The organism is Candidatus Mesenet endosymbiont of Agriotes lineatus, assembly GCF_964019585.1.
Lineage (GTDB): Bacteria > Pseudomonadota > Alphaproteobacteria > Rickettsiales > Anaplasmataceae > Mesenet.
Genome location: NZ_OZ026454.1, coordinates 43,238 through 57,210, shown reverse-complemented (window position 1 = coordinate 57,210; position 13,973 = coordinate 43,238). Strand labels below are relative to the sequence as shown.

Annotated in this window: 15 protein-coding genes; 9 read left to right on the top strand and 6 right to left on the bottom strand. The window is 31.4% G+C overall.

Annotation, left to right across the window (positions count from 1 at the left end; translation table 11 throughout):
• Positions 1-717, bottom strand: a complete 717-nt coding sequence (locus tag AACL19_RS00280; protein ID WP_339045795.1) for a TRP75-related protein — start codon at positions 715-717, stop codon at positions 1-3.
• A 156-nt stretch (positions 718-873) separates the two neighbouring features.
• On the opposite strand from AACL19_RS00280, the gene AACL19_RS00275 reads away from it, so the two are divergent.
• From AACL19_RS00275 to AACL19_RS00260, 4 genes are all read left to right on the top strand, one after another.
• Entirely contained in the window at positions 874-2,577 is a 1,704-nt protein-coding gene (locus AACL19_RS00275) for a hypothetical protein (RefSeq protein ID WP_339045794.1), read from the top strand.
• 95 nt (positions 2,578-2,672) lie between these two features.
• Positions 2,673-3,989 (top strand): alanine:cation symporter family protein, encoded by a 1,317-nt coding sequence (locus tag AACL19_RS00270; protein WP_339045793.1) that lies wholly within the window; start codon positions 2,673-2,675, stop codon positions 3,987-3,989.
• A 140-nt stretch (positions 3,990-4,129) separates the two neighbouring features.
• A complete protein-coding gene (locus tag AACL19_RS00265; RefSeq protein WP_339045792.1) occupies positions 4,130-4,348 on the top strand; it encodes a hypothetical protein in 219 nt (72 codons plus the stop codon).
• Positions 4,349-4,518: 170 nt separating this feature from the next.
• Positions 4,519-4,902 (top strand): hypothetical protein, encoded by a 384-nt coding sequence (locus AACL19_RS00260; RefSeq protein ID WP_339045791.1) that lies wholly within the window; start codon positions 4,519-4,521, stop codon positions 4,900-4,902.
• Here the strand turns inward: AACL19_RS00260 and AACL19_RS00255 are convergent.
• The 5 genes from AACL19_RS00255 to AACL19_RS00235 form a co-directional block, all read right to left on the bottom strand.
• Positions 4,899-6,353 (bottom strand): replicative DNA helicase, encoded by a 1,455-nt coding sequence (locus tag AACL19_RS00255; protein WP_339045790.1) that lies wholly within the window; start codon positions 6,351-6,353, stop codon positions 4,899-4,901. The two genes, AACL19_RS00260 and AACL19_RS00255, sit on opposite strands and share 4 nt — an antisense overlap.
• Before the next feature lie 223 nt (positions 6,354-6,576).
• Complete coding sequence (locus AACL19_RS00250) at positions 6,577-6,891, bottom strand: outer membrane protein assembly factor BamE (RefSeq protein ID WP_339045789.1); 315 nt, start codon at positions 6,889-6,891, stop codon at positions 6,577-6,579.
• A 212-nt stretch (positions 6,892-7,103) separates the two neighbouring features.
• A complete protein-coding gene (locus tag AACL19_RS00245) occupies positions 7,104-7,721 on the bottom strand; it encodes a glycosyltransferase (protein ID WP_339045788.1) in 618 nt (205 codons plus the stop codon).
• A 148-nt stretch (positions 7,722-7,869) separates the two neighbouring features.
• The gene (locus AACL19_RS00240) at positions 7,870-8,001 is read right to left on the bottom strand and encodes a hypothetical protein (RefSeq protein ID WP_339045787.1); all 132 of its coding nucleotides are present in this window, start codon (positions 7,999-8,001) and stop codon (positions 7,870-7,872) included.
• Between the two features lie 123 nt (positions 8,002-8,124).
• Entirely contained in the window at positions 8,125-8,823 is a 699-nt protein-coding gene (locus tag AACL19_RS00235; protein ID WP_339045786.1) for a class I SAM-dependent methyltransferase, read from the bottom strand.
• A gap of 210 nt (positions 8,824-9,033) precedes the next feature.
• Between AACL19_RS00235 and AACL19_RS00230 the strand changes: the two genes are divergently transcribed.
• From AACL19_RS00230 to clpX, 5 genes are all read left to right on the top strand, one after another.
• Positions 9,034-9,729 (top strand): phosphatidylserine decarboxylase, encoded by a 696-nt coding sequence (locus tag AACL19_RS00230; RefSeq protein ID WP_339045785.1) that lies wholly within the window; start codon positions 9,034-9,036, stop codon positions 9,727-9,729.
• Between the two features lie 2 nt (positions 9,730-9,731).
• Entirely contained in the window at positions 9,732-10,499 is a 768-nt protein-coding gene (gene pssA, locus AACL19_RS00225) for a CDP-diacylglycerol--serine O-phosphatidyltransferase (RefSeq protein WP_339045784.1), read from the top strand.
• Positions 10,500-10,729: 230 nt separating this feature from the next.
• Positions 10,730-12,043 carry a trigger factor gene (tig, locus tag AACL19_RS00220; protein WP_339045783.1) on the top strand — a complete coding sequence of 438 codons (1,314 nt, stop codon included), beginning with the start codon at positions 10,730-10,732 and terminating at the stop codon, positions 12,041-12,043.
• Positions 12,044-12,058: 15 nt separating this feature from the next.
• Entirely contained in the window at positions 12,059-12,682 is a 624-nt protein-coding gene (clpP, locus tag AACL19_RS00215) for an ATP-dependent Clp endopeptidase proteolytic subunit ClpP (RefSeq protein ID WP_339045782.1), read from the top strand.
• Between the two features lie 5 nt (positions 12,683-12,687).
• Positions 12,688-13,941: an ATP-dependent Clp protease ATP-binding subunit ClpX gene (gene clpX / locus AACL19_RS00210; RefSeq protein ID WP_339045781.1), complete on the top strand. Its 1,254-nt coding sequence runs from the start codon at positions 12,688-12,690 to the stop codon at positions 13,939-13,941.
• The last annotated feature ends 32 nt before the right edge of the window (positions 13,942-13,973 follow it).

Sequence of the window (13,973 nt, the reverse complement as noted above, 5' to 3'; positions counted from 1 at the left end):
TTACTCCGTATCTATTTTAGCTTCTTCTTCTGTAAACTCATCTTTTATAAGCTCGTCTTCAAATGCTTCAATTTCAGTGTTACTTGCCTCATTATCCTCCTCTTGAACATCAGTAGAATCATCGCAAGTGCCGCAGCTACATTCAGCTTTGCTATAGTTATTAAAATTCACTATGGCTTCTTGATTACTAGAATTCATTGATTTTTTCTTATTCAGATTCTTCATCTTTGAGCCAATATCATGGCCTATTTCCTCAAATTCAGTTTCTATTTTTTGCAAAAGAGCTACAAAAGATGGCTTTTCTTCCTCGTGATTATGTTCATAATAACTGCTGTCATCTATAACCTCTATAAATTTTGCACCTTTAAGACGCGCAAGATCTATACCATAACTGTTAACCATAGCACTGCTATCATCAGTAAATTCATCACTGTCAGTAAATTGAGAACTTGATTTGGTAGATTGATTAACTCTTTTGCCTAGCTTGTCTGCTTTTGGAGCATAGTTATATTCCAAAGTAGTTTTCTCTTTTAAAGCATCTTGACGTTTTTGGTATAGTTCATACGACTTTGAAAACTTTTGATCGAAAAAAAAATATTCTCCCCCTGGATTGTAAATAGGGATGTATTTCTTACTGAATTGAATTTTTTTACTGCTACCGCAAAATATAAAAAAGAAACAAATAATTAAGAAAAAACTATTAATAAGCCTATACATTAACTTATCCTACTTTAGATAAAGCTGTGTATTAATATATCAATTAATATGTCTACAGCAAATTATTTTTATTCATGTTTAACCTGAATTTGAAAAAAGAATATAAAATTTAATAAATATATAATATAATTAATAGTTGATATCAAAGAGGGATATATGCAAGGAAAGCAAAAGAATGAAGTTAAACAAGTTCTAGATAAGCATTTAATGGATAATCGTATAATCCATGCAAATAGTGAGTTTGTAGAAACCTCTGGTCCTAAAACCAGAACAGCAAAAACTGTAACTTATAAGGATAATACATATGATACCAAGTTTGTAATAAAGAATGAAGGTTTAAAAAGTACAATTACAGAAGTTATTGCAGGTAGCCTATATAAAACACTACTTTATGATAGATCTCCTACTTTTACTTTAGTAGAAACATCAGATAAATCTAGCTCTACTGAGCTGAAGTTAAAATCAAAATTATTAAATAATTTTATTACATTAAGCAAGTTTATGTGTGATAAAAAGGAAGAAAAAATTTTGAATTTAATATATGAAAAGTCTTCTAATGACCACGAAAAAAAAGAGTTGGTAGAATACTTATCTTTTTTTGGTTACTCTAGATCCGTTGGCCGTTTTATAGATGAGTTAAATAAAAAAAAAGAAGAAGTAAAAGGGTTGGAAAAATTCTGTGATAACGTTATTAGTCAATTGGACGGTATAGATAGAAATATCAAACTAATAGAGAGTTTACCAAATTTTAAAGAAGTACTGGCTCAAATATTTGAAAAATTTAAAGATCAAAAAAGGGTTGTAAAAGATCTCTTTGTCGGTAATTTATGTTTATATGGTTGTTGTCCATTATATGAAGGTATGAAAATAGTACATAAAAATAAAAGCTTTCTTCTATCAAACACTATGAGTAATCTATGTGGTCATCGAAATGATGAATATATAAAAGAAATAATAGATGATTTAAATTCAATTTATGGATCACATAATCTTTTTAAAATTGATAAAGCAGAAACTAACAAGGAATTAATAGGTAAAATAAAAAAATTTATAACTGAAAGAACAGAGGAAATCAAGAATGTTGAAGGCATTTTTAAACAAATAAATGATTATGCAAACAAAAAGCTTAATGAAGAAGTGCAAGGTATTGAAAAATTAATAGTTGCTATGATGCTTTTAGGATATGGAGATATGCATGGTTCCAATATAGGTGTTATGGGGGTAAAATATAATGACCAAGAGGTAATAGAGAATGTGTATGCAAAAATTGATATGAGTGCTTCATTCTATAACTTAAAGTATACGCATTATCTTGATTATATAAATGAATTTAAATATCTGCTTTACCCAAGTATGCAATCATTAAACATAAAGATAGAATATGATATTAACTATAATAAATTGAAGGAGGAAATAAATAAAGCTTGTAACTTGTTTATCGACAATTCTGAATATGTAGAGTTGCTGGTACATAGAGCTCTATTTTATAAAAAGCCGTTACTAAAAACTGCAGAAGAATTAAATCTGGTTAAAGATTTAGCGGGGCAAATAAAAACACAAGCAAAGCTGTTAAGGGAATTTGCAAATAGTGAAGAGTTTCAGTTTTTAAAAGAATATGTTACTTCTGAGTGCAGTGACTACAAAACTTGGGCGCTAGACAATGGTTGGAAAGTTAACGAAGAAATACAATTACAGACAACAAAAATGCGTTCACGTAACAATGATGAAAAAAGCGTGATTGAGAAAATTACAGATGCAGTCAAAGCTAACTTAGCTCAAAATTCATCATACAATAAGAATTGTACAATTGAAGAGCATCGCATTAGCTGTATTAAAGATAATATACAAAAAGCCCGGTAAGTTAAATAATATAAATAGTAGGCAAAATATTATATATGAGTCATTGACTCACAGTATATATTTTATATACTTTATATTAAAGATTTAAAGTTTTGATGAAAATAATACTCTTTTTGCCTGCAATACTACTGTTACTTACAACCAGTATTTACCTTTCAATAAAACTAAAATGGGTACAGATATTAAAATTACCTTTTGCAATATCGCTGCTGGGCAAAAGTAATAATGGAAGCAGCAGATTATCATCTATTGCAGCACTGTTTATAGTATTTGGAGGTAACTTAGGCGTAGGAAACATTTCAGGCACAGCTGTAGCACTAAAAACTGGAGGACCAGGGTTTGTGCTATGGATGATCATAATAATTATGATCACCTCCATAATTAAATACGTTACTTGCTATTTTAGTTTGGAAAAAAGAGTAAAGCATGACGGAAAGTATATAGGAGGACCAATAACTTATGTTGGTGATGCACTGGGCAGCAGTAAAGTTACAATTTTATTTCTCATAGCTATGATTTTAGCCTCCATAACTGTTGGTAATCTAGTGCAAGTTAATTCACTGTCAATACCATTGAACCTTATTGATGTTCCTACAGTTGTGGGAGGAATTGCTATGATGGTTGTTTTTCTTGGCTCTATCACAGTTGATGCTCGTAAAATTACGATTTTAATGTCAACTATAGTGCCACTTATGACTGTAAGTTACTTCTTGCTTGCTACAATAGTCTTATATAAGTTTAGTTACAATATTTTACCGTCGATAAAATTAATCTTTAGCAACTTTTTAGCAATTGAGAGTTTAAAGTCCGGCTTAATTGGCAGTTTTATACTAGAGACTTTCAGTATCATTCAAGTAGGAACACTGCGTGGTATTTTTGCAACTGATATAGGTTTAGGGCTTGAAGGAACTATACACTCATCAATAAAGAGTGATGGAGACTTTCAGCAATTTAAAATTAAGCAAAGTTTAATTACAATAATATCGCCACTACTGGTTGCAGCAGTAGTTTTTGTCACAACACTGGTACTTTTAGTCACAGGTGCATGGGTAACTGATGCAGAAAGCACAAACATGTGCATATTAGCTTTTAAAGCAGCGATTAATTCAAATTACACGAATTATATTATAATCGCTATTATGTTTTGTTTTTCTTTTACAACTATTATCAATTGGTTTCTTTGTTCTAAGTCAACTATAAGTTATGTTTTTGCAGGAAATAAAAATTGCCTTAAGGTATGGGGCGTAATATTTGCTTTGGTTATACCTATAGGTTCAATATGCAAAGCCCAAATTTTATGGGATGCAGCAGATATTGCCATTGCCTTTATGATAATGATAAATACTGCAGCAATACTTATGATGTTTTTAAAGTATAAGGAGAATATAATAGGCAAATCTTATTATTTTTAATATTTTGACATTAAGAGATTATACATTATACTTTTAATATAATAATTAATGGGGGGTAAGATGCCAAATCAATCGTTGAAAGGACAAAAGTAGCAGGAGCAATATTCGGATTAGCAATAGCAGCAGCATTATCTTCAGTAGTGGGAATTGCGATATTTGATAGAAGCCGTAGTATTAATGATCCAATGGTTATTGCAGGTGGAGTGTTTATATGTCTGACTACGCTGAGTGCATTTACTATGTTTTGTATACTAATAAACAAGCCAGATGATAGGCAGCCTCCAAAACCAAAGGTTGCTGCTGCTATAGTTGTAGAAAATACAGGCAAAGAACATTGTATTGATGTTCAATACAATTAAATATTCAACACATATACATCTATAGTTGGTAGTGTTACATAATTTAAAAATTTTCTTAATCATTCGTAAAGTTACTCACACAGATTCCACAGCAAGATGCTTTTTTTCTATACGAGTTGATATAAAGAAATTTATATATTATACTATGAACTTACTACTTAGGGGGATAAGTGTCGGGTTGGAGGAAATTTGGAGTAGCATTATATTACTCAACAACACTCGCTGCAACAGCAGCAATAGGGTTTGCTTTATTTATAGGAGCTGCTCCATCTAACATAAATTTATTTGATAAAAATCGTTATGTTAGAAATTGGATTTTTATTGCAGCAGCAGTTTCTTTAGCATATATAACACTGAGTGCACTTACAATGTTTTGCGTACTTACCAGCAAATCAGCTAAAAAATCTGACTCAAAGTGTGTTAACACCGATCCTATTACAGATAACCTGCAGCAGAAATGTAAAATTGCTGAACAAAAGACGAATGATAATTCAGATTGGACAATGAACATGAAAGTACCCCTACATCTTTATGCCTCAGACATTAGTATTTAAAGATCATACCTTCCCGTATAATCTTTAAACAGCCCTTCGCTTGAACTAAAATATAGTTTTATGTTACCTATTGGGCCGTTTCGTTGTTTAGCAACGATGAGTTCTGCAATATTTCTAATTTTCTCCATTTTCTCTTGCCAATCCCTATGTTTGCTACTGCCCTCATCTGGTTGCTTTCTCAACTCATAATATTCTTCTCTATATAAGAACATCACTATATCGGCATCTTGCTCTATACTTCCCGACTCACGCAAATCAGAAAGCTGTGGTTTTTTATCATCTCTTTGCTCTACCAAACGAGAAAGCTGTGACAGTGCAATAATTGGAATATTAAGTTCCTTAGCAATTGCTTTTAACCCTTGAGTAATTTCTGATATTTCTTGCACTCTATTTTCACTACTTCTTTTTGTGGTTCCCCTTAGCAGTTGCAAGTAATCTATAAACACTACTCGTAAGTTATATAATTGATATAGAAGCCTTATTTTTGTGCGCAGGGCGCTGATAGATAGTGCTGGAGTATCATCTATTATTAGCGGAAGATCTGATAGCTTACTACTGGTAGTTAAAAATTTACGCAGCTCAAAATCGCTAATTTTTCCCGTTAAGGCTTTATAATAACTTATTCCAGACTCTATAGTCATAAACCTTGCAGTTAGCTGTTCTGCCGACATTTCAAGTGAGAAAAAACCTACGTGCTGTTCTTCAGTATTTTTTTGTAGAGCTTTGCAAGCATTTAGTGCCATATTAAGTGCAAATGCCGTTTTACCCATTGAGGGCCTTGCCGCTAGGATTAATAAATCAGATTTTTGCAGGCCCCCTAAAAGCTGATTTAAGTCATGAAATCCTGTTGTTATACCAAGTAGTTCTGGGTTGTGTTTTACCAAATTTACTTTTTCTATAACCTCTGCTATTGAGCTAGATAATTTTGCATAAGTTCTTTCAGTTTGTCCCTTAACTGCTAGATTAAATAGCTTTGTCATGGCTTGTTCTATCTGTATTTGTGCAGGGCTTTCAACATCATAGCTATAGCTGTCACTTACTATACCTTGTCCAATCTCAATTAAGCATCTTCTTAAATAAGCATCTCGTATAATTTTTGCAATGCTGTGAATATCAAGTGCTATACTGGCTTTAGCTACAAGCCTTGCTAAATACTGGACTCCTCCACATTCAATAAACCCTGCATCTTCTTTGAGAAACATTTCCAAGCTCATTTCATTTGCAACAATACCACGTTTTCTTACTTTAATGATCTGCTCAAAAATACGCCGATGCAATGGTTCATATAATGCCTCTGCTTTGATAATATCTTCCATAGCATCGCAAATTCCATTATTGCGTATCATTGCTCCGATTAACATTTGCTCTGCTTCTATATTATGCGGTAGCTTGCATATTTCTTGTTCTATGTTAAAAGGTTTATTTTGTAATAAATTGGTAGTCTCTGTCATTAACAATAATTCGTTAGTATTCTATTCTACGGTATAATTTAAAATGTTAGAGAAAAAACATAGTGATTATAATTTACCTTCTAATTTAGAAGAAGGAAAAGTAAATGTTACATATCGGTAGTATGTCCATGCGGTAAACACACAGATATTGGAAATTTTATGCATGCTCATACTACCTTCTATATGTGTCTTTAAGTCTATGGGCACTTACAAATACGTAGTGTTAATTAACCCTAATTACTTCTTTTTCAGTGGCAACTATATAATTAATATAATCAACTACATTGCTATTGTTAAAGGTAATTTGCAAAGACTTACTGCCGCATTTTCTTTTCTGAAAAAAACGATATTGCTTTATTTTACTTGATACATAATACCAAGTTTCATCATCATATTGTAATGTAAAAGTGGGACTGCCAAGCAAATCTACTACTGCTTCTTTACTATCTCCCAACTTTATTTTATCTCCTAATTTCATGTCCAAAGAAGAATAACCATGTTCATAAATAATTGGCTTAAAACCGAACAGTAAAATCAAACATAATATAGAGAAAATACGCATATTTAAAGGTGTATAATATAATCCGTTATTGGTTGTACTTACATTGTTAAACTTGTCAAATTTTTATAACTAAACAAAACACTAAACTGATAGAGCCAATTTAATATTGGTAACGTCTTCTCTAAAACATAGATAAAATTACCCACCTTTTTCTTGGCTATTGCCCTATCATTCTGATGATGAGTTTTCTATGTATTAGCTTGCTTATTAATACCAAGTTTTTCTAGATCTTCTGGGTTATTATAGTTAATTTTCCAATTATCACGACGTTCATCATCCAAAACGACAGTTGACGGCAAATTACTGCTAAAGTCCAGTAGTGCATTAAGAAAAAGATCATATGCCGAACGGTTAGTATAACATATATGACCATCTTTTATAACACATCCATGACGGGGTAGTAAACACTCAAACATAAAAGATGATGGTGATACATTACTCATCACTGTTTGTGCGAGTATTTTATCTTTTATTCCCACAATATATTGTGAAATCACACTATTAAAAAATGGACATTCTCTGTTAGGTTTGACAAAAAAATTACAGAAAACACTAGTACTTCCATCTCCACTTTGAACATTAAAGTTAAACCCATACTTACTTTTCAAAGCTCCTATTTCTCCTGTAATTTCTGTATCCATATCAAGGTAAATACCACCTGTTATATTTAATAATGGCAATCTAATTAGATCACTGGCTATACAATATTTAAGTGATATTTGCTCTTGATTTTTATAAAAATGGTATATTTTAAACACTTTATTGAACAGGTCATAAATTCTCTCATCTTGCTTATTAAATCCCATATCATACACATCAATCTTCCAAAGGTTTTGAGTACTAGTATCTCTTTTTAACTTAACTCTTGTTTAATGTCATCAATGCTAATACTTTCCAAACTACCAATATTTTTTCTATTATTTTCTGGTAGAGATTTTTCGCTATAAACTAAGATTACATCTCTTGATTTGTTTTTTCTGCAGCTTTCAATAAATTGTCAAAATATTTTGGTGGAACGTCACTACCAAACCAGATGAAGTACATTGGCAGATTATCTGAAACGACATTATCATTATTTGTAAGCATAGTTAATGATATTAACTATGCTTACAGTAACATATAATTAAAATTTGGTCCAGATTAATTTTTTTTAGTTGTGCATTTTTTTATTTTCTTACATACTGAAATTTATTAAAATACTTAAGAATATCATCTAATCTTTTTTAAGTGTACTTCAAAACCTTTATGTAGAATTTCATAATCACCTTTATAAGATTTTAAAAACCCATCTACTGCAGGTTTGGGGGTTAGCTCTGGATTTTCTTTAAACTTATCCCATCCATAACCAGCCACAGCCATAATTCCATCAACTTTTAACATTTCCCAAGATGATGTCATATCAAACATATAGTCTTTTGCTAAGTGCGAACCACAAATATAGACAAAATCAAACTTTTGTAGCTTATTTTGTGATACCTCATATGCTAACTTTAGTAACATTTTTCTAGATTCTCCTCTAAGAGGAATAACTTTTTTGTTTTTTATGTAGTCTCTTAAATTATAAGAAAATATAGCGAATAAATCTCTCTGTTCTTGTGGTGTGTAATATGATATCGGCCACTCCCACGTATCTATAACATAAGTCTTACTATTTTTTGAGTTACAGTAATTCTGAACAGTATATAGTGTTGATCTACCTTCAAGTGCACCGATTTCAAGACATTGAGAATTCTCATTACCTTCAAAAAAATCTTTATATTTATTCCAGTTCTCCAAATTATGGCTAAACCAGTCTACAGAAAAATCATAACTAGTTGTGTCTTTTGGATAAGTAATAAGTGGTTTACTTATTTTAATTAATTTTAACAGAGCAAACCCTCCTGTAAAAGAAACAAAAATAAAAGTCATAGTAATAACGACTATAAACAATAGCATTTTTTTGTAGTTGACAGTTTTCACCATTTATATTCTATAATTCTGCGTATATTAATAATACATTTCTTAAATTTTTATAAACTATATTGTTAATTCATCTATTTTTAGTACACAAGAATTATAACCCTTGTTAAAACACTTTTCATAATTTACTATTATTTAGTCTTTATTGGAGTTTTACAGATGTGTAAATTTATACCTAACATAAACAGAGAGGGTTACATCTTTATAGCAGCTTCTTTTGTTGTATCTTGCATAGCATTTGCCCTCTCTTGGGGAATTGGCATCACTTTTTTATTTTTAACTTTAATCTGTATTTATTTCTTCCGTGATCCAGTAAGGGTTGTACTGAATGATGAAAATTTAATATTAAGCCCAGCTGATGGCGTGATAGATAAAATTATGGAGATTGATTATCCCTTGTTAGATCAGAAACAGGATGGCGAACAAGAAAAGCTTGTATGTGTTAGCATATTTTTAAGTGTTATGGACGTTCATGTAAATCGCATACCAATTTCTGGTATGGTAAAGAATTTAGTATATAAAAAAGGAAGATTTTTTTCTGCAATGCTAGATAAGTCTTGCTATGAAAACGAAAAGCAAGTAATTTTAATTACTTGTAAAGACGGCAAGGAAGTTATTGTTGATCAAATTGCAGGACTGATTGCCCGCCGCATAGTTTGTAACTTAAAAGTCGGTCAACAAGTAAAAGCAGGAGAAAGATTTGGCATGATAAGGTTTGGCAGCCGTGTCAACATATATTTTCAGCATAACATTAAGTTAAGTGTGGTAGAGGGACAAACTGTAGTAGGTGGTGAGACCGTAATTGCAAATTTAAAAGACAATTCTCAAAAGAAACTAAGCTTTAACATTATATAAGTATGGATGAAGATAATAATCTTAAGTTCCTACCGATTACTAAATTGTTTCCTAATGTTGTAACGCTATTGGGTTTGTGCTGTGGGCTTACTGCAATTAAGTTTACATTTATAAAACAATATGAACTATCTATCATTTTTATACTAATTGCTGCAATTGTTGATGGAGTAGATGGTAGAATAGCACGTTTATTTAGGTCTACAAGTCATTTTGGTGCAGAGCTTGATTCCTTTGCTGATTTTCTTAGTTTTGGCGTAGCACCGGCATTTTTGCTTTACTTTTGGGTACTCAAAGAAATAAGGGTAATTGGATGGATGCTTGTTATGATATATGTAACCTGTATGTCCATAAGGCTTGCACGTTTTAATATTTCACTAAATGAAAAAAAATTACCATGGCAAAATTTCTTTTTTACCGGTGTACCTGCGCCTCTAGGTGCACTGCTATTACTCTTACCTGTAATTATTACCTTTCAACTTTACGAAAGCGAATATGTTTTTATTGCAGAAAGGTTTCTAACTAGAAATAATATAGCTATATATTCTGGAGTAATAGCCCTTCTTTTGGTAAGCAACATTCCAACTTTTTCTGCTAAGCATTTGTACATACCTAAAAGCCTGTCTTATATATTCATGCTAATTTTTGGCATACTAATTATCTCTCTTATAACTAAACCCTGGATAACACTACCAATAGTAGGGATAATATACATATTAACAATACCTATAAGTAGTACGGTTTATTTATATTTTGTATATAAGAACCATTAATTATAGAATGTTTAGTGATTCTTATAGCAATGCCAGGAAGGTATTTTTGCTTTTTTAGTGTTATTTATATCTAGAAATAGTAAATTAAATATCTAGCTATTTTGCAAATAAAATATCAATTTTGCCTAATACGGTTGATTATTACTTTATAAGTAGTATAGTAAGTATAAGTTAAACAAAATTTATATTCATCATTTATAATTTAAAGGTTCATTTGAGCAGGTTTAGTAATGTCTGATGTTTTGTGTGATAGTTTTTATTCTTGCAAAGAAGTATACAAGGAAGGATTAGAGCAAAAATATGAAATTACTGTAAGTAACAAGTATATAGAAAGTCAGTTGGGTAACAAGTTGTCAGAAATTTCTAAATATGCAAAATCACCTGGATTTAGAGTAGGTAAGGTACCATATCACATCATTGTTAAAAATTATGGTGAAGAAGCTAAGCAAGAAGTAATAAGGGATATAATCAACAAATGTGCCGATGATTATATTAAGAAAAATAAATTTAATTCCTTAGTTTCTTCAAACATTGAGGTAGTTTCTGCACCAGATTTAAATGAGCAAAAAGATTTGATTTATAAATTGTCTTTAGAGGTTATGCCTGAGGTGCCTCTAATAGATCCAAGTATAATAAGTGTAAAATCATTAGAAGTCAAAATAGAAGATAGCGATGTAAAAGAACTCGTCTCCTCAATTAAAAGTAAGTCTTATAGCTTTGTTTCCACACCTAGTGATCACAAGATAGTCGATGGAGATCGGGTTACTATTGATTTTGAAGGGCAAATAAGAGGTAAGTTATTTAAAGGCGGTAGCGCTAAGAATTTTGTTGTTGATGTTGGTAGTAGTCAACTTTTATCTGATTTTAGCCATAACTTAATTGGCATGAAAAAAGGAGGAACAAAGAGTTTTACATTAAAATTTCCTGAAGATTATAAAATCATCTCTCTTGCAGGTAAGGAAGCTAAATTCTATGTAGAAGTTAAGGATGTTTTAGTACATGTTGCTTTAGATAAAGATGATGAGTTAGCAAAAAATAACGGATTTGAAGATATTACAAAGTTTACTGATTATATAACTGAAAAAATTAATCTTGAATGCAATTACATGAAGTTAATGGTAATGAGAAAAGATTTATTTGGCCAGATAGGTAAAAGTTATGATTTTGAATTGCCAAACACGGTAGTTGGGCAAGAAGAAGAAAAAATACAAAAGTTAAAGGATAAGGATAGTACAATAGATTATACTTCAGAAGCTAAAAGACGTGTAAAACTAGGTATGCTGCTTATGAGATGTGCTCAAGAAAATAAAATATCTGTTAACCATGAAGACATATTAAGTGTAATTTTAAAACAGTATGTGACTGAGCATTCTCCAATAGAGGATGTGCTAAAATTGTTAAAATCAAATAGAAAATTTTATGAAGCTGTAAGTGGGCAAGCGATTGAAGATAAAGTGGTAGATTATATTATGGAAAAAGCGAATAAAGAAGAAAAGCAAGTTATATCAGTAAAAGAACTAAAAGAATTATTTAATGCAATTTAAAATATAGGAAGTTATATGAATCTTGTACCTATTGTTATTGAACAGACTAGCCGTGGAGAGCGTGCTTATGATATATATTCTCGTTTACTCAAAGAAAGGGTAATATTTGTCGTTGGCCCTATAGAAGACAATATGGCTAGTCTTATTATTGCTCAACTTCTATTTTTAGAGTCTGAAAATCCTGATGGAGATATTTGTATGTATATAAATTCTCCTGGTGGAATTGTAACTGCTGGTCTATCTATATATGATACTATGCAGTATATTAAGCCAAAAGTATCTACTTTGTGTATAGGTCAAGCTGCATCAATGGGTTCTTTACTGCTTGCTGCTGGCACGCCTGGTAAGCGTATGTCTTTGCCTAATGCTCGTATTATGATTCATCAGCCTTCTGGCGGCTTCCAAGGACAGGCAACAGACATAGAGATCCATGCTCAAGAAATTAAACAAATTAAAAAAAGGTTAAATAAGATATATGAAAAGCACACAGGTAAATCATTAAATGTTGTTGAAGAAAGCATGGAAAGAGATAATTTTATGGATGCTGAAAAAGCAAAAGACTTTGGAATTATTGATAAAATAATATTTGAGCGCTTGGAAGATAATGATAATAAACTTGAAAAGACTAATTTTAATTAAGGCCAATGAGTAATAACGATCAAAACCCTAAAGATTCTTTTTATTGTTCTTTTTGCAAAAAGAAACATGATGAGGTACGTAAGCTAATAGCAGGATCATGTTCGTCATTTATTTGTAATGAATGTATAGACTTGTGTTTTAGTATTCTACAAGAGGAAAATAAACTTTCTAATAAAAAAGAAAGAGGTGTTCAGTTAAAGCCTCAAGAAATAAAGAAAATTCTTGATGAGTATGTTGTTGGGCAAGAACATGCAAAGCGTGCTTTATCTGTCGCTATCTATTACCATCATAAACGTATAGCTCAAACTGATGTGATTAATGACGTAAAAGTTTCAAAATCAAATGTTATGCTAATTGGGCCTACAGGTTCAGGAAAAACCTTGTTAGTCAATACACTTGCTCAATTATCACAAGTACCATTTGCTATATCTGATGCTACTACTTTAACTGAAGCAGGTTATGTTGGAGAAGATGTAGAAAACATACTACTTCGTCTACTTCAAGCTGCAAACTATGATATCGATTCAGCACAGCGTGGTATAATATATATTGATGAAATAGATAAGATTAGCCGTAAATCTGAAAACATGTCTATTACTCGTGACGTATCTGGTGAGGGAGTACAGCAGGCATTACTGAAAGTTATTGAGGGTACTATTGCTTCTGTTCCCCTTCGTGGTGGTAGGAAGCATCCACAACAGGAATTTGTGCAAATCGATACTACCAATATATTATTTATATGTGGTGGGGCTTTTGATGGTTTAGAGAAAATAATAGAAGCCAGAAATCGAGGTAGCACTATGGGATTTGAAGCTAACGTCTGTAAGTTAATAGAAAAAACAAAAAATATCCTATACGATGTTGAACCAGAAGATTTAATTAAGTTTGGATTAATACCAGAGTTTATCAGCCGTATTCCAATTGTTACAGCTCTTGATAAATTAAGTCATTCTGATTTAGTCCGGATCCTTGTGGAGCCAAGGAATTCTTTAACAAGACAATACCAGAAATTATTTCTAACGGAAGGGGTAGAGCTTGAATTTCAAGATACAGCCTTATCTGCAATTGCAGATAAGGCTGTGAAGCATAAAACTGGGGCAAGGGGTTTACGAGCTATTGTAGAATTCTTATTGCGTGATTTTATGTTTGAAATTCCAAGTCAAGGTTTAAAAAATAGTAAAATTTGTATTACCAAAGAAATGGTAGATCCAGATAAAAATTCTGATTTTTCTAAGAAGAAGTTGGCTGTTGCCAGTTAAGTTTATATATTAAGTAAGAATAGGGAAGCTTT

Excerpts from the sequence above, each read along its gene's own strand:
- AACL19_RS00270 (WP_339045793.1), top strand. The coding sequence starts at position 2,673 with ATGAAAATAATACTCTTTTTGCCTGCAATACTACTGTTACTTACAACC.
- AACL19_RS00255 (WP_339045790.1), bottom strand. The coding sequence starts at position 6,353 with ATGACAGAGACTACCAATTTATTACAAAATAAACCTTTTAACATAGAA.
- clpX (WP_339045781.1), top strand. The coding sequence starts at position 12,688 with ATGAGTAATAACGATCAAAACCCTAAAGATTCTTTTTATTGTTCTTTT.
- tig (WP_339045783.1), top strand. The coding sequence starts at position 10,730 with ATGTCTGATGTTTTGTGTGATAGTTTTTATTCTTGCAAAGAAGTATAC.
- pssA (WP_339045784.1), top strand. The coding sequence starts at position 9,732 with ATGGATGAAGATAATAATCTTAAGTTCCTACCGATTACTAAATTGTTT.
- AACL19_RS00245 (WP_339045788.1), bottom strand. The coding sequence starts at position 7,721 with ATGGGATTTAATAAGCAAGATGAGAGAATTTATGACCTGTTCAATAAA.
- AACL19_RS00240 (WP_339045787.1), bottom strand. The coding sequence starts at position 8,001 with ATGCTTACAAATAATGATAATGTCGTTTCAGATAATCTGCCAATGTAC.
- AACL19_RS00275 (WP_339045794.1), top strand. The coding sequence starts at position 874 with ATGCAAGGAAAGCAAAAGAATGAAGTTAAACAAGTTCTAGATAAGCAT.
- AACL19_RS00230 (WP_339045785.1), top strand. The coding sequence starts at position 9,034 with ATGTGTAAATTTATACCTAACATAAACAGAGAGGGTTACATCTTTATA.
- clpP (WP_339045782.1), top strand. The coding sequence starts at position 12,059 with ATGAATCTTGTACCTATTGTTATTGAACAGACTAGCCGTGGAGAGCGT.
- AACL19_RS00280 (WP_339045795.1), bottom strand. The coding sequence starts at position 717 with ATGTATAGGCTTATTAATAGTTTTTTCTTAATTATTTGTTTCTTTTTT.
- AACL19_RS00235 (WP_339045786.1), bottom strand. The coding sequence starts at position 8,823 with ATGACTTTTATTTTTGTTTCTTTTACAGGAGGGTTTGCTCTGTTAAAA.